General features: G+C 59.5%; 22 protein-coding genes. 11 read left to right on the top strand and 11 right to left on the bottom strand.

Features of this window, described 5'->3' with window-relative positions:
* Nucleotides 1-43: 43 nt before the first annotated feature.
* A complete protein-coding gene (locus tag AC53L6_RS03540; protein ID WP_496906820.1) occupies nt 44-967 on the bottom strand; it encodes an AEC family transporter in 924 nt (307 codons plus the stop codon).
* A 28-nt stretch (nt 968-995) separates the two neighbouring features.
* On the bottom strand, nt 996-1,970 hold the full coding sequence (gene mbfA, locus AC53L6_RS03535; RefSeq protein ID WP_299700845.1) for an iron exporter MbfA: 975 nt from the start codon (nt 1,968-1,970) through the stop codon (nt 996-998).
* A gap of 136 nt (nt 1,971-2,106) precedes the next feature.
* Between mbfA and AC53L6_RS03530 the strand changes: the two genes are divergently transcribed.
* The 6 genes from AC53L6_RS03530 to AC53L6_RS03505 all read left to right on the top strand — a co-directional run bounded on the left by AC53L6_RS03530 (nt 2,107) and on the right by AC53L6_RS03505 (nt 9,828).
* On the top strand, nt 2,107-2,724 hold the full coding sequence (locus AC53L6_RS03530; protein WP_496906819.1) for a TetR/AcrR family transcriptional regulator: 618 nt from the start codon (nt 2,107-2,109) through the stop codon (nt 2,722-2,724).
* 73 nt (nt 2,725-2,797) lie between these two features.
* The gene (locus AC53L6_RS03525; protein WP_496906818.1) at nt 2,798-4,456 is read left to right on the top strand and encodes a Y-family DNA polymerase; all 1,659 of its coding nucleotides are present in this window, start codon (nt 2,798-2,800) and stop codon (nt 4,454-4,456) included.
* 378 nt (nt 4,457-4,834) lie between these two features.
* Nucleotides 4,835-5,677 carry a penicillin-binding transpeptidase domain-containing protein gene (locus AC53L6_RS03520; protein ID WP_496906817.1) on the top strand — a complete coding sequence of 281 codons (843 nt, stop codon included), beginning with the start codon at nt 4,835-4,837 and terminating at the stop codon, nt 5,675-5,677.
* Entirely contained in the window at nt 5,655-6,779 is a 1,125-nt protein-coding gene (locus tag AC53L6_RS03515; protein ID WP_496906816.1) for a polysaccharide deacetylase family protein, read from the top strand. The genes AC53L6_RS03520 and AC53L6_RS03515 overlap by 23 nt, the downstream gene beginning before the upstream one ends.
* An 11-nt stretch (nt 6,780-6,790) precedes the next feature.
* Nucleotides 6,791-9,097 (top strand): glycoside hydrolase, encoded by a 2,307-nt coding sequence (locus tag AC53L6_RS03510; RefSeq protein ID WP_496906815.1) that lies wholly within the window; start codon nt 6,791-6,793, stop codon nt 9,095-9,097.
* A gap of 188 nt (nt 9,098-9,285) precedes the next feature.
* Complete coding sequence (locus tag AC53L6_RS03505; RefSeq protein ID WP_299770622.1) at nt 9,286-9,828, top strand: inner membrane-spanning protein YciB; 543 nt, start codon at nt 9,286-9,288, stop codon at nt 9,826-9,828.
* 8 nt (nt 9,829-9,836) lie between these two features.
* Here the strand turns inward: AC53L6_RS03505 and paaK are convergent, their stop codons facing one another.
* Nucleotides 9,837-11,129 (bottom strand): phenylacetate--CoA ligase PaaK, encoded by a 1,293-nt coding sequence (gene paaK / locus AC53L6_RS03500; RefSeq protein WP_496906814.1) that lies wholly within the window; start codon nt 11,127-11,129, stop codon nt 9,837-9,839.
* Entirely contained in the window at nt 11,126-11,560 is a 435-nt protein-coding gene (gene paaI / locus AC53L6_RS03495; protein ID WP_299600550.1) for a hydroxyphenylacetyl-CoA thioesterase PaaI, read from the bottom strand. The genes paaK and paaI overlap by 4 nt, the downstream gene beginning before the upstream one ends.
* A 115-nt stretch (nt 11,561-11,675) precedes the next feature.
* On the opposite strand from paaI, the gene AC53L6_RS03490 reads away from it, so the two are divergent.
* Nucleotides 11,676-12,023 carry a DUF2794 domain-containing protein gene (locus AC53L6_RS03490; RefSeq protein ID WP_299203632.1) on the top strand — a complete coding sequence of 116 codons (348 nt, stop codon included), beginning with the start codon at nt 11,676-11,678 and terminating at the stop codon, nt 12,021-12,023.
* Nucleotides 12,024-12,113: 90 nt separating this feature from the next.
* On the opposite strand, the gene AC53L6_RS03485 is transcribed toward AC53L6_RS03490, so the two are convergent.
* From AC53L6_RS03485 to AC53L6_RS03475, 3 genes are all read right to left on the bottom strand, one after another.
* Nucleotides 12,114-12,884 carry a C40 family peptidase gene (locus AC53L6_RS03485; RefSeq protein ID WP_496906813.1) on the bottom strand — a complete coding sequence of 257 codons (771 nt, stop codon included), beginning with the start codon at nt 12,882-12,884 and terminating at the stop codon, nt 12,114-12,116.
* Nucleotides 12,881-14,251 (bottom strand): leucyl aminopeptidase family protein, encoded by a 1,371-nt coding sequence (locus tag AC53L6_RS03480; RefSeq protein WP_496906812.1) that lies wholly within the window; start codon nt 14,249-14,251, stop codon nt 12,881-12,883. Before AC53L6_RS03480 ends, AC53L6_RS03485 begins: the two co-directional genes overlap by 4 nt.
* Nucleotides 14,252-14,325: 74 nt before the next feature.
* The gene (locus AC53L6_RS03475; RefSeq protein ID WP_299700877.1) at nt 14,326-14,670 is read right to left on the bottom strand and encodes a hypothetical protein; all 345 of its coding nucleotides are present in this window, start codon (nt 14,668-14,670) and stop codon (nt 14,326-14,328) included.
* A 209-nt stretch (nt 14,671-14,879) separates the two neighbouring features.
* On the opposite strand from AC53L6_RS03475, the gene AC53L6_RS03470 reads away from it, so the two are divergent.
* Genes AC53L6_RS03470 through AC53L6_RS03460 form a run of 3 tightly spaced genes read left to right on the top strand, consistent with a single transcriptional unit; the run spans nt 14,880 to nt 16,847 of the window.
* Complete coding sequence (locus AC53L6_RS03470; RefSeq protein WP_299202962.1) at nt 14,880-15,530, top strand: carbonic anhydrase; 651 nt, start codon at nt 14,880-14,882, stop codon at nt 15,528-15,530.
* 24 nt (nt 15,531-15,554) lie between these two features.
* Nucleotides 15,555-16,532, top strand: coding sequence for a sodium-dependent bicarbonate transport family permease (locus tag AC53L6_RS03465; RefSeq protein ID WP_496906811.1), 978 nt, complete (start codon nt 15,555-15,557; stop codon nt 16,530-16,532).
* Nucleotides 16,533-16,535: 3 nt separating this feature from the next.
* Entirely contained in the window at nt 16,536-16,847 is a 312-nt protein-coding gene (locus AC53L6_RS03460; RefSeq protein WP_299202956.1) for a P-II family nitrogen regulator, read from the top strand.
* Nucleotides 16,848-17,354: 507 nt separating this feature from the next.
* On the opposite strand, the gene AC53L6_RS03455 is transcribed toward AC53L6_RS03460, so the two are convergent.
* The 3 genes from AC53L6_RS03455 to AC53L6_RS03445 all read right to left on the bottom strand — a co-directional run bounded on the left by AC53L6_RS03455 (nt 17,355) and on the right by AC53L6_RS03445 (nt 21,324).
* Nucleotides 17,355-18,968 carry a DUF4139 domain-containing protein gene (locus AC53L6_RS03455; protein ID WP_496906810.1) on the bottom strand — a complete coding sequence of 538 codons (1,614 nt, stop codon included), beginning with the start codon at nt 18,966-18,968 and terminating at the stop codon, nt 17,355-17,357.
* A 97-nt stretch (nt 18,969-19,065) separates the two neighbouring features.
* Nucleotides 19,066-20,088, bottom strand: coding sequence for an aspartate-semialdehyde dehydrogenase (locus AC53L6_RS03450; RefSeq protein ID WP_299553607.1), 1,023 nt, complete (start codon nt 20,086-20,088; stop codon nt 19,066-19,068).
* A gap of 63 nt (nt 20,089-20,151) precedes the next feature.
* Nucleotides 20,152-21,324, bottom strand: a complete 1,173-nt coding sequence (locus tag AC53L6_RS03445) for an MFS transporter (protein WP_299202947.1) — start codon at nt 21,322-21,324, stop codon at nt 20,152-20,154.
* 103 nt (nt 21,325-21,427) lie between these two features.
* Between AC53L6_RS03445 and AC53L6_RS03440 the strand changes: the two genes are divergently transcribed.
* A complete protein-coding gene (locus AC53L6_RS03440; RefSeq protein ID WP_496906809.1) occupies nt 21,428-22,558 on the top strand; it encodes a DUF3095 domain-containing protein in 1,131 nt (376 codons plus the stop codon).
* Here AC53L6_RS03440 and AC53L6_RS03435 read toward each other — a convergent pair.
* Complete coding sequence (locus tag AC53L6_RS03435) at nt 22,555-23,322, bottom strand: HpcH/HpaI aldolase family protein (protein WP_496906808.1); 768 nt, start codon at nt 23,320-23,322, stop codon at nt 22,555-22,557. The genes AC53L6_RS03440 and AC53L6_RS03435 overlap by 4 nt on opposite strands.
* Nucleotides 23,323-23,448 lie beyond the last annotated feature (126 nt).

The raw sequence follows: 23,448 nt of genomic DNA, 5'->3' as shown, positions 1-23,448 counted from the left end.
CGGGAGCCTCCGGCGGAAGTTTATTTGGCAAGATGAAGGAGGCTCAACTGATCCAGGCAATAACTGCAGTCAAAGTTGCGACACTGAGTGTCGTTGAGACAAGGATAGCTGCCGAGACGCGTTGTGGGGCAACGCCGTAGTGCTGCGCGAGCATGTAGATGTTGCCCGCCACAGGCATTGCTGCGCAAGCGATGATCATGGCCGCGCCGAAAGGTTCAACGCTGAACAGGAAGATTGCTGAAAACGCAACAAAGGCGGGGTGCAGCACCAGTTTGCAAAAGCTGAGCCAGCCCGCGATCTGGATGCGTTCGGTCGATTTTGACGCAAGCGAGGCCCCGATGGCAAAGAGTGCGCCGGGTGTGGCGGCACCACCCAGGATGCTCAGAAAATCATTCATATGGTCAGGGATCGGGATTTGCAGGCCGGACCACGTCAGGCCAAGCGCCATGGCAACGATCATCGGGTTTTTGATCAGCCCCATGCCAATGGTCTTGAAGATCGCCGGAGACACGCGCCCGTCGCGCCCAACGGTGATCAGGATGACGATCAGGCTGGAAAAGACGATCAGGTCGGTTGCTAGAACCAGCATCACAGGGCCGATGGCCTGTGGGCCAAAGAGAAGCGCCAGCATAGGCAGGCCAAGGAACCCTGCGTTTCCAATGACGGCGCATTGTGCTTCGACTGCGTTGGTTTGGACGTCGAGGCCGCGCAGGAAGCCGACCAACGTCGCAATGCCGTAGACGAAGGCCGTTCCCCAGAGGTAGGCGGCGACCAAACGCCCATCCCAGACCTGTGCCAGTTCCAGATTGGCCGCAAAGCGGAAGATCATCGCAGACAGCGCGAAGTAGAATACGAACTTGGTCAGGTACGCGGTTGCCTCTTCCGTAAAAAACCGCGTGCGTCCGGCCCAGTATCCAAGGCCGATCAGGGCAAAAAAGGGCAGGGTCTTCAACAGGATCGGCAGCATGGGTCAGGGATAGCGCGTGTTGCGTTGCCTATCCACTGCCGATAAGTACCCCTGCCGCAAAAACAAGAGCCCCACCCACGACCACTTGCAGAGTCGCGCGCCAAAAGGGTGTGTCCATATACTTGTTCTGGATCCATGCGATAGCCCACAATTCGACAAATACGACGAAGATCGCGGTGATGGTGGCTGTCCAGAAATCGGGAATCAGGTAAGGCAGCGCGTGACCCAGCCCGCCAACCGTCGTCATGATGCCGGACGCAAAGCCGCGTTTGATGGGTGAGCCGCGTCCCGAGAGTTCGCCATCATCGGATGCGGCTTCGGTAAATCCCATCGAGATGCCTGCGCCCACAGACGCGGCCAGACCCACAAGGAACGTGGTCCATGTGTCTTGGGTCGCAAAGGCCACAGCAAAGATGGGTGCGAGAGTCGAGACCGACCCATCCATCAGACCGGCAAGGCCCGGCTGGACATAGGTCAGTATGAACTGGCGCCGTTCCTTGTCGTCCTCTTCCGTCCGGGTGTCGGGATCAAGGTGGGTCGCCTCCAGTGTTTCGGCCTTGGCTTCGTGGCCAGCCTCGGCGGCGGCAAGGTCGCCAAGCAACTTCCGGGTGGCCGCGTCGGATGATCGCGCGGCGGCAGCAGTGTAGAAGCGTTCGGCATCGCGCTCCATTGCTTCAGCCTCTGAGCGGATACGCGCGAGGCTTAGGTTTTCAACCAACCAGACAGGTTTACGCGCGTAATAGCCGGACACATGTTCGCGCCTGATCAATGGGATCGTTTCGCCGAACCGGGTGCGGTGTAGATCGATGAGGCGGTGGCGGTGGCTGTCTTCCTCAAGCGCCATCTCCTCGAAGATCGCTGCGCTGGCGGGATAGTCTGTGCGCAGTCGTTCGGCATAACCGCGGTATATGCGTGCGTCGTCTTCTTCGGAGGAAATGGCGAGGGCCAGAACCTCTTGTTCCGACAAGTCTCTGAAGCGTTTGCGTTGGATGGTGAAGCGCATGGGTTGCCTGCTTCTTTAGAACTGTTCCAAACAATGAAGGCGTTCCTGATGGATGATGCAATGTCGTTTGTCGTTTTTTTATAGAAACTGAACGGAACAGTTTATATTGTGCGGTGTCTCTCATGCAGGAATCTCAATGAACGACGCGACCCTGATTGTCCGCAAAGGCCGGAAATTTGACCAGGTGCTGGATGGTGCACGCGACGTATTCATGGTGGACGGGTTCGAAGGTGCCAGCGTTGACGATATTGCCCGCGCTGCTGGTGTCAGCAAGGCGACGTTGTATAGCTATTTCCCGGACAAGCGGCTGTTGTTCATGGAAGTGGCCAACATGGAATGCGCGCGACAAAGCCAGTCAGCCGTGGATTTCATCGATATGAATGCCGCCCCGCGAGATGTGTTGTGTCAGGCAGGTAAACATTTTCTGCGATTCATCACTTCGAAGTTCGGGCAACAGATTTTTCGCATATGCGTGGCAGAGTCGGATCGTTTTCCAGAGATCGGGCGCGCCTTTTACAAATCTGGCCCTGAACGTATGCGGGCCGTGATGGGTGAGTACTTCCGCGCTGCGGTTGAACGCGGTGACCTTGATATCGACGATTTTACGTTGGCTGCTGATCAGTTTGGCGAGTTGTGCAAAGCTGATGTTTGGCCGCGTCTGATGTTCGGTGTGGTCGATACGGTGTCGGATGCAGACATTGACCGGGTTGTGGATAATGCGGTCCAGACCTTTCTGGCCCGCTACGGCACCTGATCTCCGGATCTGATTGCTCGACTCTGACAGGCGACTCAGCGTATTCAGGAATGGAACAAATGTAGAACATTTTATGTCTAACCGCCGTATCCTGTCCATCTGGTTCCCCCGGCTGGGGGCCGAGCGTCTGATCCGTCGCCAACCCATGCTGGGGGATCGGCCTGTGGCTGTGGTTGAAGAACATCACAATATGCAGATCATTACATCCTTGAACGAGATGGCGCAGGCGGATGGCTTGCAGATTGGGCAGCCAGTACGTGATGCCCATGCCATGTGTCCGGGGCTACTGACATTTCCCCGGAGCCCGCAGGGTGAGACACAGTTCCTGGAAGCGCTGCAGCGCTGGGCGAGCCGCTTCAGCCCGTGGGTAGCGCCCGAGGATGAAGATGCACTGGTGGTGGACCTGACCGGTTGCGCGCATCTGTTCGGAGGCGAAGAGCGGTTGATGCAGGTCGTGCAGGACGATTGCACTGATCTGGGGCTGAGCGCGTTGATAGGGCTGGCTGATACGCGGGGGGCGGCATGGGCCTTGGCCCGGTATGCGGGCAAGGCGACAGGGTCGGATCGATCAGGAGATTCCATTGATCAGGAGGCCCGTGCCACGCGGTCGCGTGCGGGCAAGCGGCGGCATTGGACCAAGGGAGGCTCTGCGCCTGCCGTTACGGCCCAAGCCCCGGACATCAGGCGGATTGCGCAACCGGGTCAAACGTATAGTGCGCTGTCCCCCTTACCAATTGCTGCACTGCGGTTGGAGCCTGATATGACAGCACAATTGGGCCGCCTTGGGCTGCGTCGCGTCGGGGATTTACTGGGTCAACCGCGCGCCGGGCTGGCGCGCCGCTTTGGCCGGGGGGTGGTTTTGCGGTTGGATCAGGCGATGGGCAGCGCGCCCGAGCCTGTGTCGCCGGCCAAGCCGCCTGATCATTTTGCAGTACGGATGACCTTGCCTGACCCCATTGGGCTGGTCGAAGATGTTATGGCAGCCATAGACCGTGTGCTGCCCCGCCTATGCAAGATGCTGGAGGACAAGGGGAAAGGTACGCGGCAGGTCATGCTGCAAGCCTATCGGAGTGACCATGCGGTCGAGACTGTTGAGGTGGGGCTGGCCCGTCCCAGCCATGACCCACATCGCATCCGACCGTTGCTGGAGATGAAGATCGAGGACATCGATGCCGGCTTTGGCATCGATATGATCCGCTTGCTGGCTGTGCAGGTCGAACCCGTCCATGATGCTATGACCGTCGGCCACCGCGAGGCGGGCGCGGCGGTGCAGGCGCGTTTGAACAATGCCAACGCCATGGACGATTTGATCGGGCGACTGGGTGCGCGTGTTGGGCTGGACGCGATCCGGCGCTTTGAACCTGCGGACAGTCATATCCCCGAGAAGTCCCATAAAATCATGGCGGCCGCGTGGTCGAAGCCACACAAGGGGCCCTGGCCACGGCCGACCAATCCGCGGCCTTTGTTGTTATGGCACCCCGAGCCTGTGCACGCCCCTGCGACGCCCGAATTACCCGAGACATTCCGGTGGCGCGGTATGGATTTGAAGCGGCATCGTGCCATCGGCCCCGAACGGATTGCGCCGGAATGGTGGCTGGACGACCCGAACTGGCGGTCAGGCACTCGGGATTACTGGGTGGCTGATACAGAGGACGGACAGCGGCTGTGGTTGTTCTATGCGCACGGCGCTGCCATGTCGCCGGGGTGGTTTTGTCAGGGATCTTTTGCTTGAGCGCATGGTGAGGTTAACACAGGCTTCCAGATCGCGAGCCATTGTGTCCAATGATGTCCATCCCGCAGTCATTGGCTCTTGTCATCCTGCAGGCAACGCTTCGTTATGGGTGTCAAAGTCACGGGCGTATCAGTATTGCTAAGCCTGCTTCGAGCAGTTCCAAGAGGCGCCTGAACACCTTTGGGCGATTTCCGGCCAACGGCCGCACAATACCGCGTCTGCGGCTTGTCGAACGGGTGGTCACAGTTCATACAGAAGTTGCATGCGGCACTACGCCGTCGGTCAATTTTCTGACATATGCGTTTCCGCCCATGTTCTTGTAAACAATTCACAAATTCCTATTCAGCCCTCGAATTTGTGTATCAGGGAAATAAAAATATGAACAGTATTCTCCCCAACCGAAAAGGTGGGACACTAAAGGCGAGCGTTCTCGCGATATCTGGCTTCATTTTGGCGCTGTCGGGTGCAGCCAGTGCCGCCGAACCAATCGACATATCGCAGGTTGTTCAGGACAATGGCGTTGAAGCAGCGGCATCGACTGTAATGGTCCAACGCTTGTCGGACGGACAAGTCTGGGTCAGCAATGCCGCGCGTTCCGAGGAACGGTTTTCGCCTGCGTCCTCATCAAAGATTCCGCACACGCTGATCGCACTGGAAACCGGTGTTGCCGCGCCGGATACCGTGTTCAAATGGGACGGCAAGTCGCGCTGGGTCGATGCGTGGAACCGCGATCAAACTTTGACTTCAGCTTTCCAGGTTTCGGCCGTCTGGGTTTATCAGGACATCGTGCAGCGCGTTGGCGCAGCGGGCATGGCGGAGTGGCTGGATCGGTTCGATTACGGCAACGCCAATATCGGGACCGAGGCAACGCTGACCACGTACTGGCTGCAGGACATCTTGCTGGTTTCGGCAGTGGAGCAGGTAAATTTCTTGCATCGCCTGGTCGAACGTGACCTGCCGCTCTCTGATACAACCTACGCTGCGGCCGATGCGATCATGCAGACAGATACGGGCGATGGTTGGACCATGTACAGCAAGACCGGCTGGCGCCATGGGGCCGATATCATGGACATCGGCTGGTACGCCGGTTGGGTGCGGTGCGGTTCAGACACCTATGTGTTTGCGCTGAATATGGACATGCCCGACGCGTCCTTTCGGAACTTGCGCATCACGACATCTACTGCCGTGCTGGAGGCAATTGGCGCTTTCGATTGCCAGTGAAGACATCTGCCAAGGGAGCACGGTGCCGCGCCGTGCTGACCCGGCGCACCACCTTTGCCGGGCCAAGTTGATCCGTATCGCAACAGGTTTGCAGGAGGATGCCAAGGTGATCGTGACGAAAACATCCCGGAAGCCGTGGGCCAAAGCCTGCTGGAAGGACGCGACACGCCTTCTACGCGTTGGCTGCTTCGCTGTCTTGGCTCTGTTGTGCTGTGAAAATGTGGTTTTGGCCGAAGAAACACGCCGCATCGCCTTCAGCTTTGATGATGCGCCGATGGGCGACGGCCCGCTTTTGAACGGTCTGGAAAGAACGGAAACCTTGATCGCGGCGCTTGAAACAGTAGACATCCATGGCGCTGCATTTTTTGTTCTGACCCAATCACTTGTTCACAACCCCGATGGCGCTGCGCGTCTGCGTGCATACACCGGCGCCGGGCATGTGCTGGCAAATCACACGCACACCCATCCTTGGCTGCGTGAGACTGCGCCAACAGCCTACCTCGCCGATATCGACCAAGCTGCCGAGATGCTGGACACATTCGGCAGTGTTCAACCCTACTTTCGCTACCCGTATCTTGATGAGGGGAACACGAGGGAAAAACGGCTGAACGTGGTCGATGGACTAACGGCGCGTGGTCTTTCGAACGGCTATGTCACCATCGACACCTATGATTGGTACATGCAGGCACTGGTGGCCGAGGCCATTGAGGCGGGTCACCAGATCGACATGGGCAAACTCGAACAGGTCTATGTCGAGGTTCTTGTCGAGACGATCGAGTTTTACGACGCGCTTGCCGTGCAAACGCTTGGGCGACATCCGGACCACGTACTTCTGTTGCACGAAAACGACTTGGCTGCCCTGTTTGTCGATGAATTGGCCGAGGCCCTCATGCGCGACGGATGGGAGATTGTCCCCGTGGCGGAAGCTTATACCGACCCCATAGCGGATGAGCGCCCGGATACACAGTTCAATGGTCAAGGTCGCGTTGCCGCCATTGCGCATGCCAATGGCGCGCATCCCGGGCAATTGGTGTCGCCCGCGGAAGAAGAGGAAGTTCTGAGAGCACGGTTTGTCACGAGTGGTCTGTTACCACGCCAATAGGGTTATTCGACATGAAAACAAACGCTTATCTGCTGTCTAGCCTAGTGTTTTGCATGGGCTTACTGGGTCACTCTGTGCTCGCCGAACAAGTAACCTTGCAGACAGGCACAGCCACGTTCGACGTCGATACGGATACACTGGCTGTGTCTGCAGCCCTGATCGGAGCGGAGCAGGAGGTGATTGCGCTGCCTGCTTTTGCTGGAGAGACGCAGGGTTTGGTCAGGGACGGGTCCGCTGCTAAATGGCAGATCGACATCGATGGCGGACAGTTCTCCATCGTTGCCCGCGCAATTGGTGAGCGTGTGACCTTCGAAATCGCTTCGGATCACCTGACGGACTTGGCATGGCCGCAAGTCCCTGCACGACCTTCGGATGAGTGGGCTTTGCCCATTCTCGGTGAGGGCCGCCTTGTTGAAGCGCGGGATCAAAACTGGCGTACGTTTCTCGTGGATGTTCTGGATGGCGGCGCTGCGGGAGAGCAGTTTTCGCAACCCTTCTGGACACGTCTGGACGCTGAGGGGTCGGTCACATGGCGCATGAACAGCCCTTGGGATGCACGGTTGTCCTTTCTGGACACTGAATTTGCTCTGACCGTGGGTATTGTTCAGCAGTTCACGTCGCTCAATTTGGATCAGCCATATCGCATGACTGCTCAACTCGGCCCCCGTGACCCGGTGGTCGGTGCGCGCTTGTACAGGGCGCATCTGGAAGAGGCGGGTGTGTTCCGCAGCTTGAACGAAAAAATCGCGGCGAGGCCCGATGTCGCCATGCTCGCTGGCGCACCTCACATTTATCTGTGGTCGGACGGATTGCTTGCGCCGCAGGATGTTACCGCATGGCGCCGTTTCATGCGTCAGTTCGCCCGGAAGCGCGAGACTGCCATGACACTTTCTGCCCAACTGTGGGAAGCTATGCCTGACGACATGCGGGCCGACTTTGAGGCGGCGATCCGTGAGGCACAGGGCGCTGACGGGTTTGTATCGCGATACAGCCGGACGCATGTGACGCGCGCGATCAACGCCGCATTGCTGCGCGCCAGGCCTTTCCCGACCGACACGGCGCTTGCTGGTGGACATGATCCTGTTGAGGAACGCGCGCATATGATGGAGTTGCGTTCGGACCTGTTCGAAGAGTTTGAGGGCACTCTTGCTTCACCAGAGACATGGGGCGGCGGTATTGGGTTGCGCATGCTGGAGGCTCTTGCCGAGGCGGGGATTTCCGCGGCTTGGCTTGGAGTGGAAAACTGGCGTCACGCCATTGGGCATCCCGAGGCCGTGGCTGAGGCAAAGGCGCGGGGCTATCTGATCGGCCCTTATGACAGCTACGCAAGCGCCCATTCCGAGGGCGCTCAGCAGACTTGGCTGACCGCTCAAATGGGGGACACCCTTTTTGAGCACGCGAGGGTCATCGGCCCAGATGGGTCTGCGCGGTCCGGGTTTCGCGGGATCGGGGCCTATGTGAACCCAAGCGCCGTCGCCGATTATGCAAAGTCCCGCATCACGGCGGTGTCCGAAAGTGTTGGTTTCAACAGCTACTTCCTTGATGTCGATGCCACCGGCCTGTTGTTCGAGGACTATATGGCCGGACGCCGGACCACCCGAGCTGCGGCCTTGGAGGCAGTGAAGCAACGACTTGATTTTGTGACACAAGATCTCAGCCTAGTTCTGGGATCAGAGGTTGGCGTGGCCGCCTTTGCGCCTCACATTGATTTCGCACACGGTGTCACAACCCCCGCGTTCGATTGGATGGACCCAAGAATGCGGCGCGATCCGGACCCGGCCTATAATGTCGGCGGCTACTGGCCTCCCGAGGCTCCAGTCCGCTTCTTTGATCCCACACCGCCTCCGCCCAATATGCGTAAGATCGTGTTTGACCCCGCCAACCGTATTCCGCTGTATCAGATCGCACTTGGGGACAGCGTGGTTACGACACATCACTGGCATTTCAGCACTCTCAAACCGCAAGGTGAGCGTACGCATAACGAGCTAATTGGATTACTCTATGCGGTGCCGCCTCTCTATCATCTCAATACAAGTGTGCTTGAGCATGATCTGCCCGGAATCGCTCGCTATGTCTCGGATTTCGCTCCGCTGCATCGCCGCCTCATGACCGAACAGATGACAGGTTTTGAATTCGCCTCGGAGGATCGGTTGGTGCAGAGGACAGAGTTTGCAGATGGCACAACAGCCTTGGCAAATTTTTCAGACCACGCGCGTGTGGTACCGGATGGGCATGAGATACCACCGTTTTCAATCAGAATAGAACTGGCTGGGCATGATCCCTTTGTGCTGTCCACCGCTCAACTCGGGGCTGACTGAGTTTCAGCATTGCGGCTCGGTAACATTCAAGCCGCCCAATACATCAATTGCGCGGAGTATTTCCTGTACGGCGTGGAAGCGTTTTGACCGTCCAAACTCTCAAATGCTGAGGCAGAAAAGCTCTGTCCCTTGCCAGTTTTGTCGCCCTGCATCTTGTCGCAAGGCCAGCGCGTTACTTTATCGCTCCAATGGATCGCCGCATTGTACTGGAGCTGTTGCCCGGCGCCGCGTTTCTGCTGGGGCATGTGATCGGCGGGCTGTTGTGGGCCGCCGCTTTGGCCGTTGTGGCAACTGCCCTGGCTGTCGCCGTGCGATGGCGATGGGATGGCAGTGTTCCGTGGTTGGCGGTGTCGACGCTGGTCCTTGCCTTGATCCTGACCGCCTTTGGTATCGTGTTGAACGACGAGACATTCGTGTTGATCCGCCCGACCGTAGGGGCCGTTGCTTTTGCTGGTATCCTTGCTGTTGGTGCACTTGCGCGTCCCAGCCTGCTGGAGCGCACGTTGGGCCATGCGCTGGAGATTGAGCCTGAGGGCTGGCATGTGTTGCATGCCGCGTGGATCGCGATCACGCTGCTATCGGCTGGAGCAAACGAGATGGCACGGCGGGCTTTGACCACAGATCAGTGGGCTATTTACAACGTGCTATCTGACCCGGCGTTGTTTGGCTTGATCTGGTTGGCGACGTGGTCGGTGGCGTACTGGTATTGGATCGAAGAGAGCGAGGCCTGAGCGCGACCCTATCGTTTGTCCAGAATCCGCACTGCCTTGCCTTGTGATCGCTCAACCTGACCCGGATTGGCCACATCCACGGCGACGCTGATCCCGATGGTTTGCTTGATCCGGCTGGCCAGTGTTTTCCCTGCATCCGCGCGATTTGTGCTGGCATCTGCCGCCTCGCAAAGCACGCGCATCTGGTCCATGCGGCCAGGTTTACTCAGTTCGATCTGGAAATGCGGGGCGAGGCCAGGCGAGGCCATCAGGCATTCTTCGATCTGGGTGGGGAAGACGTTGACGCCGCGCAGAATGATCATGTCGTCGCTGCGTCCCGTGACCTTTTCCATCCGCCGCATGCTGCGCGCCGTGCCTGGCAGCAGCCGTGTCAGGTCACGGGTGCGGTAGCGAACAATCGGAAACGCTTCCTTGGTCAGTGAGGTAAAGACAAGCTCGCCTATTTCGCCATCAGCCACGGGTTCGCCCGTTTCTGGATTGATGATTTCGGGCAAGAAGTGATCTTCCCAGATATGCAGCCCGTCCTTGGTTTCGACGCATTCCATCGACACGCCCGGGCCGATAACTTCGGATAGACCGTAGATGTCGACAGCGTGCATATCGAAAGCCTGCTCAATCTCGGTCCGCATGGCGTTCGTCCAGGGTTCTGCGCCAAATATGCCTACTTCGAGAGAGGAGGCACGTGGGTCGAGCCCCTGCGCGTTGAATTCATCGAGAACAGACAGGGCGTAGGACGGTGTGACCGTAATCCCCTTTGGTTTGAAATCTTCGATCAGGCGGACCTGTCGCGGGGTCATACCGCCCGAGATGGGGATGGTGGTGAGCCCGAGTGCATCGGCGCCGAGGTGGATGCCAAGCCCGCCAGTGAACAGCCCGTAACCATAGGCGTTGTGCAGAAGGTCACCGGGTTGCATGCCCGCTGCACGCAGGCTGCGGGCGACGACCTGACTCCAGTTGGCCAGGTCATTTTCCGTGTAGCCCACGACGGTTGGCTGACCTGTGGTGCCCGAGGACGCGTGAATGCGCTTAACCTGGTTTCGCGGCACTGCGAACATGTCAAACGGGTAGTTTGCGCGCAGGTCCTGTTTGGTCGTGAAGGGGAATTTCGACAGATCGCTGAGCGCTGTCAGGTCGTCCGGGTGCACACCTGCTGCGTCGAAGGCAGCCTTGTAGTGCGGGACATTCGTGTAAGCGTGGCTCAGGGACCATTTCAGACGGTCGACTTGCAGCGCCGCAATCTCGTCCCGGCTGGCGATTTCGATGGGATCGAGTGTGCTGCGGTCGGGTGTGAGGTCTTTCATGTCGGGTCCTCGTCGAAATGAGTGCCTGTGATCGTGCGGGAGAGGCCGCGAAACAGGGCGATCTTGCGCCCGTCCGCACCAGTGACAGTGACATCATAGGTGCCGGAGCGGCCTTGGCGGGCGGTTTCCGTGGCGGTGGCTGTCAGGACCTCTTCCGCATTGCCGGGGGCAAGGTATGTGATTTGGTTTTGCTGAGCGACCGTGATCTGGTTGTAGGTGTTGCACGCAAAGGCAAAGGCACTGTCAGCCAGTGTGAAGATCATGCCACCATGGCAGATGCCATGTCCGTTCAGCATATGTTTGCGCACCTGCATGGTGAGCGTCGCCGCACCGGGCGCGATGTGCACGATCCGCATTCCCAGAGCCTGGCTTGCCTCATCCGTCGCCCACATGGTGTCGGCGCAGCGCTGGGCGCGTTCTTGTGGTGTCATCCGGCATCCTCCCCATGCGTTTCAGACTCGCGCGACTTTGCCCCGCTTCTGTAACGCTTTCAAGCGTGTTGCCATGGCTCTTGAAATTGTGAGCGGGTCGCGCAACTGTGGCGGCATGACGTTGCACACGCCTCCCCCCTCAAATCTACGCGAAATGCCGAGCCCGCAGGTGGCTTTTCACCGGACCGAGTTGTCAGTGATCCTGTCCCTTTACGGTCGCATGGTGGCGGCTGGGGAATGGCGGGATTATGGCATTTCGTGCTTGCGTGATGTGGCCGTGTTTTCGGTGTTTCGTCGGACAGCCGAGAACCCGATGTATCGGATCGAGAAGCGTCCGAAGCTACGGGGCAAGCAGGGGATGTACGCCGTCATTGGCATGGATGGTCAGGTGCTGCGCCGGGGGCAGGACCTGAAAACCGTTTTGCGCGTTTTGGAGCGTAAGCTGATCCGTGCGGTTGAGTAAGGTCCGCTGACGCGGGCGAGGTCGGTTTGCTGACCAGGGGGCGGTCTGCCCACTCGAACTCCCTTGATCGTATTTCTGGTCAGAAGAAAATCAGGGGCGTTTGTGGCTGGTGATATCGCCGTCGCCTTTTTGCGCGATGCGATTTGTTGCGTCGGCGATGGGTTCTTCGATTACTTTCATATGGAAGGCGTTCGCGTGGATCATGTGGGTTTGGCTGGTCACAAGCGCGACATGTCCTTTCCAGAAGATCAGGTCACCGGGTGCGTATGGCCCCGTGGCGTCTTTGAAGGCTGTTTCCTGCAGGTCGCTGTCACCGAGGCAGGGTATACCCGCGGTGGTCAATGCGATCTGAGCGAGGCCAGAACAATCGATGCCGGACCGCGTGTTGCCGCCCCAGAGGTAGGGTGTCCCGAGGAAGAGGCGTGCGGTCTGGATGGCGTCTGCTGTGTAGGGCGCAGGCGAGATTTGGGATTTTGGGACGTGGCCGAGGTTGGTTTCGATGAAATCTGGCGTGTCGGAGAGAGCTGTAAGCCTCGTTCCGAAAGTCAGGTTGGCCGTTTCCGAGGATTTAATGCTGGCGTCTGAATAGGTGTGTCCGGCAGGTGATGTGACGACATGTGTGGGGTTCGTGACAGGGCCAAGCGCAGCGGCGGGGACGAAGCCGACATAACCATCGAGATCGGCGCGCACATAGGCGTGGTCATCGCTGTTGCCGAGCACTGTGAGCGTTGCGCCACCGATCAGTTGCCGGTCGCGGAGGCCATTCGGGCGTGACAGCAGATCCACGTGAGGCACGATGACCTGACCCGGTCTGTTGCCGTCCACCAGACGTGGATCGGGGGTGGTTCGGCGGTCCGTCACAGGTTCAACATGTCTGGTAGGGCGGCGAACAGCGCACGCGTGCCCTGACCCACGCCACCTTTGGGGCGGGCGGGTGCAGCGGTGGGTTGCCAGCCGTAGATGTCGAAATGCATGTAGCGGCTTTGCTCCACGAACCGGCGAAGGAAGAGGGCCGCAGTGATCGAACCTGCGAACCCGCCCTTGGGCGCGTTGTCGAGGTCGGCGATGCCGGGTTCGATCATGGACTCGTAGGGTGCGTGGAACGGCATGCGCCAGACCGGGTCGGCGGAGGTGAGGGCCGCGGCTTCGAGTGCTGCGACGAGACTGGCGTCGTCGGCATAGTAGGGCGCAAGGTCCGGGCCAACTGCCACACGCGCTGCCCCGGTGAGCGTGGCCATCGAGATGATGAGGTCTGGATTGTCCTCATCTGCCAGTGCCAATGCGTCAGCGAGAACCAAGCGCCCTTCGGCATCGGTATTGTTGATCTCGACCGTGAGGCCCTTGCGGCTGGTCAGGATATCCTGCGGGCGGAAGGCGTTGGCGGAAACGCTGTTTTCCACCGCCGGGATCAGGACACGCAGTTGGACTGCCAGACCGGTTGCCATGATCATGTGCGCGAGGCCGAGCACGGCGGCGGACCCGCCCATATCCTTTTTCATTAGTCCCATGGACGCACCGGGTTTCAGGTTTAACCCACCGGTGTCAAAACAGACCCCCTTACCCACCAGGGTGAGTTTCGGGCCAGTGGTGCCCCACGTCATGTCGATCAGTCGTGGCGCGCGGTCTGCGGCCCGGCCAACCGTGTGGATCATCGGGAAATTCTGCGTCAACAGGTCGTCACCAACGGTGACGCTTACCTGCGCGCTGAATGTGGATGCGAGGTCACGGGCGGCTTGTTCCAGATCGGGTGGACCCATGTCCGAGGCCGGCGTGTTAATCAAGGTGCGGCTAAGCGCTTCGCCATTCGCGATCGCTTCTATTTGTGCAGCATTGATGCCGTCCGGTGCGACTAGATGGGCACGCATCGGTGGTTGGTCCTTGTACCGGTCGAACCGGTAGCTGGCCAACAGCCAGCCGAGCGCTTCGTTGGCGAGGGTGTCGGCATCAAGGTCGGAGACAAGGCTGTACGTGCCTACGGGTAACTTGGCGGCCCCGGCGGCCAGATGAAAACGGCCGCGGGCGCGTGTTTCTTCATTGCCGTAGCCAATGACCGCCCCTGCATCATCTGGCAGAAGAAGAGCTTGCCCCAGCGCGCCCTTGAAGTCATGTGTCGTAACCCAATCCTGAACAGCCTGTGGTTGTTTTTTCAGCCAATCAGGCGCCGCAGTCTCATCAAGAATGTGGATAGGGCGGATTGCGTCATCCGGCTTGGCAAAGCTGAGGTTCATGGCGGTGAAGGTCCTGCGTGTCGTGTCGCGCAGAGCCTAGACTGTTTGGTTGCTGCCGCAAGTGGTCGTACAGATCACAAAGTGATGTTCTGCAGATCCCAGATCGCACTCAACGATCCTTCGCCGGTGCGCATAAGGCGACTAAGCGTGGCTGCCAGTGCCACTTGATCCCGCGCCTTCGCACACCGGACAACGTCACCCGCAACGCCTGCCAGCACATCCATGCCAATCTGATCCGCGATTGCGATCATGGATTTGGCTGCGCGGCGCAGATCGTCCAGTTCGCCCTTGCGATACAGCCGATCACAATGTGCCATGCGCAGGGCCAACTCCTCCATCGCGCGGCACACGACATCTTCCGCATTGGCGGGGTCCATCTCCCCGTATAGCGCATTCAGGCGGTCATGATTGACTTGCACGGATTCGTGCAACTGAATTTGTGTTACTGTCGACAAAACGTCACCTCTACTCACCCAAAAGTCGGTATGCCCCCACGGCTTGGGTCCGTTATGGGTCAAACACTCTTCCCAAATCGTTATGATGGGTCAGTCTTTTCGCTCGAATTTGACAAGAATTCGGGCTAGTCACCCTGCCAGACAATCAATGACCAGATGAACCGGGGACGCACATGCACAGGATCAAGCCGCTTCCGACCTTCCTTTTGCAGCGCTATCAGGGATGGAAGGCGACGACCTATGCCGAGAATGGGGCTTGGTACAAACGTCTTGCAACCGAAGGGCAGCGCCCGCGCGCCATGGTTATTTCCTGCTGTGACAGCCGGGTGAATGTAACTTCGATCTTTGGTGCGGATCAGGGCGAGTTCTTTATCCATCGCAACATTGCGAATCTGGTGCCGCCCTTTGAGCCTGATGGAGAGCATCATGGCACGTCTGCGGCGGTCGAATATGCGGTCAATGTTCTGGAAGTTGCGCATCTGGTTGTGCTTGGCCATTCCCGTTGCGGCGGTGTGCAGGGCTGTATTGACATGTGCGAAGGGCGTGCGCCTGAGCTGGAAGAAAGGGGCAGCTTTGTGGGACGCTGGATGGACATCCTGCGTCCGAAGTTCCCCGAGGTGGCCGATATGAAAACCCCCGAGGACAAAGCCGAACGGCTTGAGCAGTTGGCCGTCGTAACCTCGATGGAGAATCTGATGTCCTTCCCCTTTGTCGAAGAGCGGGTGAACAATGGCTCTTTGAGCATCCACGGTCTCTGGACGGACATTGCCGAGGGCGGGCTGAAGCAGTTCATGGGCAAAACACTTGATTTCCAGCCGGTCTGAGCCGGCACACCCGAGGGGACAGATTTGGATCAGATCCTGAGCCTTGCGGCGACAAACTTGTTGTCGCCCATCATTCTGAGTTTTGCATTGGGTGTGGCCGCGTCGCTGGCGCGGTCCGACCTTAATATTCCAGAGGCCGTGGCCAAGGGCATGTCGATCTACCTGCTGTTTGCCATCGGCTTCAAGGGCGGCGTGAGCGTGGCTGATCACGGCATTGACGGAACGCTGGCGGCCTCCCTTTTGGCGGGGATCGTGTTATCGGCGGCTTTGCCCATGGTGGCCTTTGGGTTGCTGCAGGTGATGGGGAACCTCAGCCGCCTGGATGCAGCAGCGGTGGCAGCCCACTATGGCTCGATTTCCATCGTGACCTTTGTGGCCGCATCGTCTGTGCTGGAGGGCAGCGGGATTGCGGCCGAAGGGTACATGGTGGCCGTTGCCGCTGCCATGGAAGCGCCAGCGATCCTGTCGGCCTTATGGCTGATCTCTCGCGGCGGAGATAGCCGTCGCATGGACCCAGAGCTGACGCGTGAGATCCTGTTGAACGGGTCCATCGTGTTGCTGGTCGGCAGCTTTTTGATTGGTTGGATCACCGGCACGGACGGGCTGGCGAAGATCGAGGCGTTTATCGTATCGCCGTTTCAGGGTGTGCTGTGTCTGTTCCTGTTGGACATGGGACTGGTTGCGGGGCGCGGCCTGCGCGGTGGATCAAGTGTTTTGCGGCCAGGTGTACTGGCTTTTGGTGTGGTGATGCCGCTGGTTGGCGCCACGTTTGGTTGTCTTACAGGTCTGCTGCTGGGCGTCAGCACCGGGGGCGTGGCGCTGTTTATGGTGTTGTCTGCGTCAGCCAGCTACATTGCTGTGCCCGCCGCGATGCGCGTAGCGCTGCCCGAGGCGAACCCATCCATCTACTTGACCCTGTCGCTGGGGGTCACGTTTCCATTCAACCTGACGCTGGGCATCCCGATCTATGTTGCCGTCGCCAGCGCGCTGACCGGAGGATAGACCATGCAGACGCACAAGGCGAAACGCGTTGCCATCATCATTGAGCAAGTGATGCAGAGTCGTTTGACTGATGCCATGGCCGACGCTGGTGTAACGGGATGGACCATATTGCCCGTTCTGGGTGGGTCCGGTCAGTCTGGCACATGGAGCCGTGAAGGTCAGGTCAGCCGTGGAACGGGCATGGTGCAGGTAATCTGTGTGATACGGCCCGAGCGGTTGGACGCATTGTTGGATGCGGCTTTTACCGTGGTGGAGCGTCATATCGGCATTGTCACTGTGGGCGATTGCGAAGTGCTACGGGCCGAACGGTTTTAAAAAAAATGGCGGTGCCTCCCACTGGATGCACCGCCCAAACCACTCGTTACCGCACTCATCCGCACGCCACTCACCCATTCACTGGTTCCTTCACCGCGCAGAAGTCTTGTTTCGATGGCACAGCACGAGGCGCAGCGCCGTCGAAGCTGTGATGCATGTGCAAAAACCCGAAGCCCGCGCATCCATCGATCAGGCGAACTAAACATGGCGTCCTGCCACTGACCCATGCAGCATCATGTACTGCAGGCCGGCGCGCTTTTGCATCGCCCCGATTTCAGGATCATGGGCAACCGGAGTTGCGGTGTCCTGCGTCGTATGCGGCCCCGGGGCCCCCGTTGGTGATGTAAGTATCCCAGCGCGGAATTACCGATTCCTTTCCAGAAACCAGCATTATGCCGAAAACCGCCCAAGACCTGTAAACACTGAACAAAATCAGGTGATTGAGTGAGGTCTCTACTTGGCTAAACTTTGATGAAACCGCCTAGATCACTGCTATTCGGGCGGTTGCTAGCGTAGCACTTTGTCTTCGGGCCAGGTAAGCTTGGTATTTACCGATATGCTTTGTGTTTCCCCAGCAGCAACTACCAATTGCCATTCGAGAATGCCGCGCTGATCGTCCACCGCGCTGATGTCCGGCGCAGGCGAAGCAGACCAATCAATAACGAGGTCCTCCTGTTCTGAGAAGGGCACGACGTCACGCACTGCCAAGTCCCATGCTTGGCCTGTCAGGTTCTCAACTTCGATCCGCACCTCTTCGGTTTCTTCGTTCGAGCGGGTGATAATCCCGCGATCACCTTCGTTGCGGTTGAGGACGGTACGGGTCAGGCGCAGGCCCTCGATGCGGCCAAAGAATATGTCTGCCTCGGCATTCGGCGGCAGTGCGCTTACTTGGGTGTTGCCCACAAGCTGCCCGTCTACATAGAGCAATGCGCGCCCCGGCAGCAGGATTTCGGCGCTGGTGTTGGTGACCTTAGCCAGTCGGAAAGCAGCATCATCAAAGCGCGGGACAGCGCGTGCGCTCAGTGCTGCGTCCATCACTAACGTATCCAGGGCGATCTCAAGCTCTTCGCTTTGTGCACGGATCGTTGCGGGTGCGGGTAGGGTGTAGGTCACCCCGATGCGGTCGAAATTGGCGGAGGCCACCTCTTGGACGATGACCGGCGTTTCGATGATGGGCTCGGCAATACCCATGGCGCTGTCGGATTCAATGCGCAGCAGTTCACGTTTCTGCTGTACCGGATCTTCGATCCGGCGACGTTGTGTCCACAACTGGCTGGGTTCGGATTGGGCAAAGGGTTCGAGCGTGGACAGCGTCAGTTCGATGTCGGTCCAATCCTCGTTTGTGAACTGTGAGATAACGGCGCTGCGCCTGATGGAAAGCGATGTGTTGTCCACCAGATCAAAGGCATAGACGGGCGCCCATGACACGCCGCCGGTTATGTAGGAGAGGTCGAGCGTTGCTTCGACTGATTGCGGTACGGAGACATTCAAGGCGAGCGTTGCGGGCGCCGTGTTGGTGGGCGTCACTGCATCAAGCGCTGCCTGCGCTTTGGCAACGGCAAACTCAAGGTCGGGCCGCTCGCGTTGCAGTTTCCGTATCTCGACCTCGGCGCCTCGCATGGCCGCGCGTGCAGCGGTTCCGTCGCTTGCAATCAGTTGTCCGATGGCGCGCAGCGTATCCACATCTGTCGCTGTATCCTCGGAAACGGTCAGGCCGTTCAGGAAGTCTATCTGATCTTGCGCCGCCTGGGCCGAGGCCTGAGCCAGTGCAATCTCATCATCAAGTACGGCCAAGACTTCTGTGGCGGCTTCCAGTGCAGCTTTCGCTACCATCCATTCGGGGGTGCGCGGCGCACGATAGGGGCCGTCCGGTCGAGCGGTCCAGCTGCGCGAGGTAATGGTTGCTCCGTTCAGGCGGATGTTCATCGCATCCAGTGACAGGGATGGGTCCATGTCCCGCAGTTCCAGCCTGTGCTGACCGGCAGGCAATTGCAGGCTGGTGTTGCGTGAAACAAGGGCTCCTTGGGCATAGATGGTTGCCGCAACCGGTGGAGCCTGCACCACAAATGTATCGGCGATGGCGGGCAATGGCAGCAGGGCGAGGATCACGGCAAAACGCATGTGGACACCTTTTGTTTGATATCCTTACTCTGCACCGGGGCGGGCAAAAGAAAAGGGGCCGATTGGCCCCTTGTTCCCCGCAATATGCGTTTTGGCTTCAGCCCTTTTTCAGGATCCGTGTGCCCAGCACTTCGGCAATCTGCACGGCATTCAAGGCAGCACCCTTGCGCAGGTTGTCCGAAACGCACCAGAAGTTCAGGCCGTTGTCGATTGTGCTGTCCTGCCGGAGGCGGCTGATGAACGTGGCAAAGTCGCCCACGCATTCCACCGGCGTGACGTAACCACCGTCCTCGCGCTTGTCGATCACCATGATCCCGGGCGCTTCGCGCAAGATGTCGCGGGCTTCGTCTTCGTCGAGGAAATCCTCTGTCTCGATATTCACAGCTTCGGAGTGGCCAACGAACACGGGCACCCGCACGCAAGTGGCCGTGACCTTGATCGACGGATCAATGATCTTTTTTGTCTCGGCGACCATCTTCCACTCTTCCTTGGTCGAGCCGTCGTCCATGAAGCTGTCGATATGCGGGATCACGTTGAAGGCGATCTGCTTGGTGAACTTGGCGGGCTCTACATCGGTCGTGGGATTGTACACGGCCTTGGTCTGGTCCCACAGCTCATCCATGCCGGCAGCACCAGCACCGGACACGGATTGGTAAGTGCTGACCACCACGCGCTTGATCTTGGCGCGATCATGCAACGGCTTCAGCGCCACGACCATTTGCGCGGTCGAGCAGTTGGGGTTGGCGATGATGTTCTTCTTCGCGTAGCCCTCGATCGCGTCGGCGTTCACTTCGGGCACGATCAGCGGCACATCAGGGTCGTAGCGATAGAGCGACGAGTTATCGATGACCACGCAGCCAGCCTTGGCCGCGACGGGTGCGTATTTCTTGGTCGCATCCGAGCCGATGGCAAAGAGCGCGATGTCCCAGCCCGTGAAGTCGAACGTGTCCAGGTCTTTTGTCGTCAATGTCTGCTCGCCAAAGGACACCTCTGTCCCCAAGCTGCGGCGGCTTGCCAGCGCGGCGAGCTCGTCCACGGGAAACTGGCGCTCGGCCAGGATGTTCAGCATTTCGCGGCCCACGTTACCGGTGGCGCCCGCGACGACGACACGATACCCCATAATCAACTCCTTTTCGGGTAGGTGCGTGGCCCTTACACCCATTGCCGGATGGGGGAAAGGGCGTCAGTCGGTGGAGTCACGGCTTAGTGCATAGATCGCCACACCTATCGCGAGCGCGATGGCGAAAAAGCCGAAGATTGCGATGTAAGGTGCGGATGGATCGCCGCCTGCCGTGGCCGTGTGGATGCGCCCCGAGATGGTTTGCATGACTCCGACGCCCCCGATTCCAAAGAGGTTCATCAGGGTAACACCGCGCCCAGTGAGGTGCGGGGGGAAGAAGCTGCGGGCATGGGCGATGATGACCGGGAAGGATGCGCCGAGTGCGCCGATGGCGGCGAAGAGTATGATCGAAGTCCATGGGCCAGCGTCGATCCAGAAGATCACCAGGGCCAGAATTGCAACCGTCAGGGCATTGCCTGTGAAGACGATCCACTTGCGGGTCCCAAAAATTCGGTCGAGCGGGCCATAGGCGATGGTGCCGAGGATCATGGCAAGGCTCATTACCAGCGTGGCAATCCCGATCTGGGCCGTGGTCTGGTCGAACACGTCGCGCAGGTAGGGCCCGATCCACAGGCCACGCACGGCAGCGACAGGAGCGTAGTTGACGAACATGATCGGGATGATGAACCACAGGACCGGCATGCGCAGCAGGTCAAACAAGGATCCATTGCCTGCAGAGTCGGCTTTGGCCGGGTCGCGGACAGACAGCAGGACTCCGATTGCGACCATGGCTGTGACGGCTGCGAGCGCCCACATGCTGAGGCGCCAGCCCATCATGTCGACCGCAAAGGCCATGGGGTAGCTGGAGATTAGATTGCCGATGGTACCAATCCCGATCATCAGCGCCGCCAGCGTCGCAAACCGGGCCGGATCAAACTCGCGCGCGAAGATGTAAAAACTGGCCATAAGGACGGGTGAGCAGCCAATGCCGATCAGGGCCATGGCGGCGTGGATGTAGATTGGGCCTTGGGCCACAGCGAAAAGGGCCGCCCCGCCTGCGCCACCGACCAGAAACAGCCAGCCACCCGTGCGGCGGGGACCAAGCGTATCCAGCGCCTTGCCCACGGGCAGTTGCATAAGTGCGAAGGCAAGGAACCAATAGCCAGAAGCCGTGGCAAGCACGTCGGGCGTGATGCCCAGATCAGCCTCAAGCGGGCCTGTCAGAACTGCCAGGAAGGCGCGAAAGAACTGGCTCAGCACATAGGCCAGCGCCAGCAGGATCAATCCGGTTTGCATGGGGTCCTCACTTCTGCTGCTTGCGTGGCATGGGGCGCGGGGAGGTGCAAGGCGCATTGTGTGGGGACCCGCCCGTGATAGGGTCGGGGGGAAGAGGTACAAGATGTTTTATGACGATCTGCCGCAATTGACGGTCTTTGCGGATGTGGCTGATTTGAGCCACTACACGCCTTTGCCTGACGATTGGGTGGTCGGTGTTTCTGACATCGTGGGGTCCACGGATGCGGTGGCTGCGGGCAAGTACAAGACGGTGAACATGATTGGGGCGGCGGTGATCTCGGCCCAGATGAATGCGGCTGGCGGCCGGGCTTTTCCTTTTGTCTTTGGCGGGGATGGGGCGGCCTTTGCACACCCGCCGGAGTTCGCGGAAGAGGCGGGGCGGGCGCTGGCTGCAGTTCAAAACTGGGCACGCACCGAATTTGATATGGGTCTGCGTGTGGGGCAGTATTCCGTGGCCGACATTCGGGCTGCTGGGCCAGAGGTGGCCGTGGCCCGCTATGCTGTATCGGACGGAGTGGATTACGCCATGTTTGCCGGTGGCGGCGTCAGTTGGGCCGAGGCAGAGATGAAGGCAGGAGCCGACACCGTGCCGCCTGTCCCCGCGGGGACACAGCCCGATCTGACAGGCTTAAGTTGTCGGTGGAGCCACATGAAGGCGCGGAACGGGACAATCCTCTCGCTGCTTTTGTCGCCGGTTGAGGGAGTGGATCAAGCGCGGTTTGGCGCGGTGGTCGAGGTTGTGCTGGCCGAGGTAGCGCATCTGGATCGGGGCGGTCACCCGTCGCCGCCCGAGGGTCCGGGCACGGATTGGCCGCCGGTGGGGGCAACGCTTGAGGCGCATGCAAGCCATGGCGGAAAAGGTGTGAAGGCGGCGCGTCGTAAGGTATTGTTCGAGACGTTTATCGCCTGGGTGTTGATCAAGACCGGCATCAAGCTCGGTGGTTTTGATCCAACGCATTATCGCAAGACGGTCGGCGGCAACGCGGATTTCCGCAAGTTCGATGACGGGCTGAAAATGACGATTGATTGCGATGCGGGCACGGTCGCGCGATTGCGGGATGTGTTGGACAAGGCGCGGGCCGAGGGTGTCGTGCGCTACGGCATGCACACCCAAGACGAAGCCATGATGACATGTATCGTGCCCTCCATCATGGATGACACCCATGTGCACTTCATCGACGGCGCTGCGGGCGGCTACACACAGGCGTCGGTCGGGCTGAAGGCCGCGTCCTAGCGTTTCCAGCGTTGCGCCAACTCGCGCAGGCTTTTGGCGAGGATCAGGAGGTCGAGCCCTGCAGCGACGAACCGTGCGCCCCAGTCGAGTGCGTCCTGCGTGAAGTCGGGCGTTGTGGCGAGGATGCCGGGCGCTTTGCCAGCCGCTTCGATCCGGGTGATGGCATCCTTGATCGTGGCTTGCACATCTGGGTGGGTGAGTTGGCCCATATGGCCCATATCTGCAGAGAGGTCTGCTGGGCCGATAAAAACGCCATCGATGCCGTCGACTGCGAGGATGTCGTCCAGATTCGCGATGCCCGCGCGGTTTTCCACTTGGATCAGCAGGCAGATCTGGTCATCGGCGGTGGGGCCGTAATCGGTGATTGCGCCGAAGCGGCTGCACCGCGCGCCGGAATAGCCCACCCCGCGCCCGCCGGTCGGGGGGTAGCGGACGTCGTGCACCAGTTGCCGAGCCTGTTCTGCCGTTTCGACCATGGGCACCAGTACGGTTTGCGCGCCTGCGTCGAGCACCTGTTTGATAATCCATGTCTCGCCCACCGGAACGCGCACAGCGGCGTGGCTGTCCGATGCTTCCAGTGCCATCAACTGCATCCGCATTTTCGAGATGTCATAAGGTGTATGTTCGCCGTCGATCAGCAACCAGTCGAACCCGGCGGTGCCCGCGATCTCGGTGGCCAGCGGGTCGCCGAGGCTGAGCCAGCAGCCGATGACTGTGTCACCGCTTTTGATCGCGGCTTTGAACGGGTTGATGGGCGCGGGCATGGGTGGTCTCCTTGTCTTTGGGAGCACCCTAGACCCGCGCGCGCGCCGGTGGCTACTGCTGAAATGCGGCGCATACGCGCCACGCGATTTTATACATCTGCCGCTGGCAGATGGGTGTGCCGCCGG

The sequence above is a fragment of the Tateyamaria sp. LSS28 genome, from assembly GCF_059611725.1.
The sequence above is the reverse complement of the archived record's forward strand: the minus strand, read 5'-3'. Positions and strand labels throughout refer to the sequence as shown.

Coding starts and splice junctions, on each gene's coding strand:
- AC53L6_RS03435 (WP_496906808.1), bottom strand. CDS start 23,322: ATGCCCGCGCCCATCAACCCGTTCAAAGCCGCGATCAAAAGCGGTGAC.
- AC53L6_RS03520 (WP_496906817.1), top strand. CDS start 4,835: ATGAACAGTATTCTCCCCAACCGAAAAGGTGGGACACTAAAGGCGAGC.
- AC53L6_RS03460 (WP_299202956.1), top strand. CDS start 16,536: ATGCAGACGCACAAGGCGAAACGCGTTGCCATCATCATTGAGCAAGTG.
- AC53L6_RS03480 (WP_496906812.1), bottom strand. CDS start 14,251: ATGAACCTCAGCTTTGCCAAGCCGGATGACGCAATCCGCCCTATCCAC.
- paaI (WP_299600550.1), bottom strand. CDS start 11,560: ATGACACCACAAGAACGCGCCCAGCGCTGCGCCGACACCATGTGGGCG.
- AC53L6_RS03510 (WP_496906815.1), top strand. CDS start 6,791: ATGAAAACAAACGCTTATCTGCTGTCTAGCCTAGTGTTTTGCATGGGC.
- AC53L6_RS03540 (WP_496906820.1), bottom strand. CDS start 967: ATGCTGCCGATCCTGTTGAAGACCCTGCCCTTTTTTGCCCTGATCGGC.
- AC53L6_RS03450 (WP_299553607.1), bottom strand. CDS start 20,088: ATGGGGTATCGTGTCGTCGTCGCGGGCGCCACCGGTAACGTGGGCCGC.
- AC53L6_RS03440 (WP_496906809.1), top strand. CDS start 21,428: ATGTTTTATGACGATCTGCCGCAATTGACGGTCTTTGCGGATGTGGCT.
- AC53L6_RS03525 (WP_496906818.1), top strand. CDS start 2,798: ATGTCTAACCGCCGTATCCTGTCCATCTGGTTCCCCCGGCTGGGGGCC.
- AC53L6_RS03490 (WP_299203632.1), top strand. CDS start 11,676: ATGACGTTGCACACGCCTCCCCCCTCAAATCTACGCGAAATGCCGAGC.
- AC53L6_RS03455 (WP_496906810.1), bottom strand. CDS start 18,968: ATGCGTTTTGCCGTGATCCTCGCCCTGCTGCCATTGCCCGCCATCGCC.
- AC53L6_RS03505 (WP_299770622.1), top strand. CDS start 9,286: ATGGATCGCCGCATTGTACTGGAGCTGTTGCCCGGCGCCGCGTTTCTG.
- AC53L6_RS03470 (WP_299202962.1), top strand. CDS start 14,880: ATGCACAGGATCAAGCCGCTTCCGACCTTCCTTTTGCAGCGCTATCAG.
- AC53L6_RS03445 (WP_299202947.1), bottom strand. CDS start 21,324: ATGCAAACCGGATTGATCCTGCTGGCGCTGGCCTATGTGCTGAGCCAG.
- mbfA (WP_299700845.1), bottom strand. CDS start 1,970: ATGCGCTTCACCATCCAACGCAAACGCTTCAGAGACTTGTCGGAACAA.
- AC53L6_RS03530 (WP_496906819.1), top strand. CDS start 2,107: ATGAACGACGCGACCCTGATTGTCCGCAAAGGCCGGAAATTTGACCAG.
- paaK (WP_496906814.1), bottom strand. CDS start 11,129: ATGAAAGACCTCACACCCGACCGCAGCACACTCGATCCCATCGAAATC.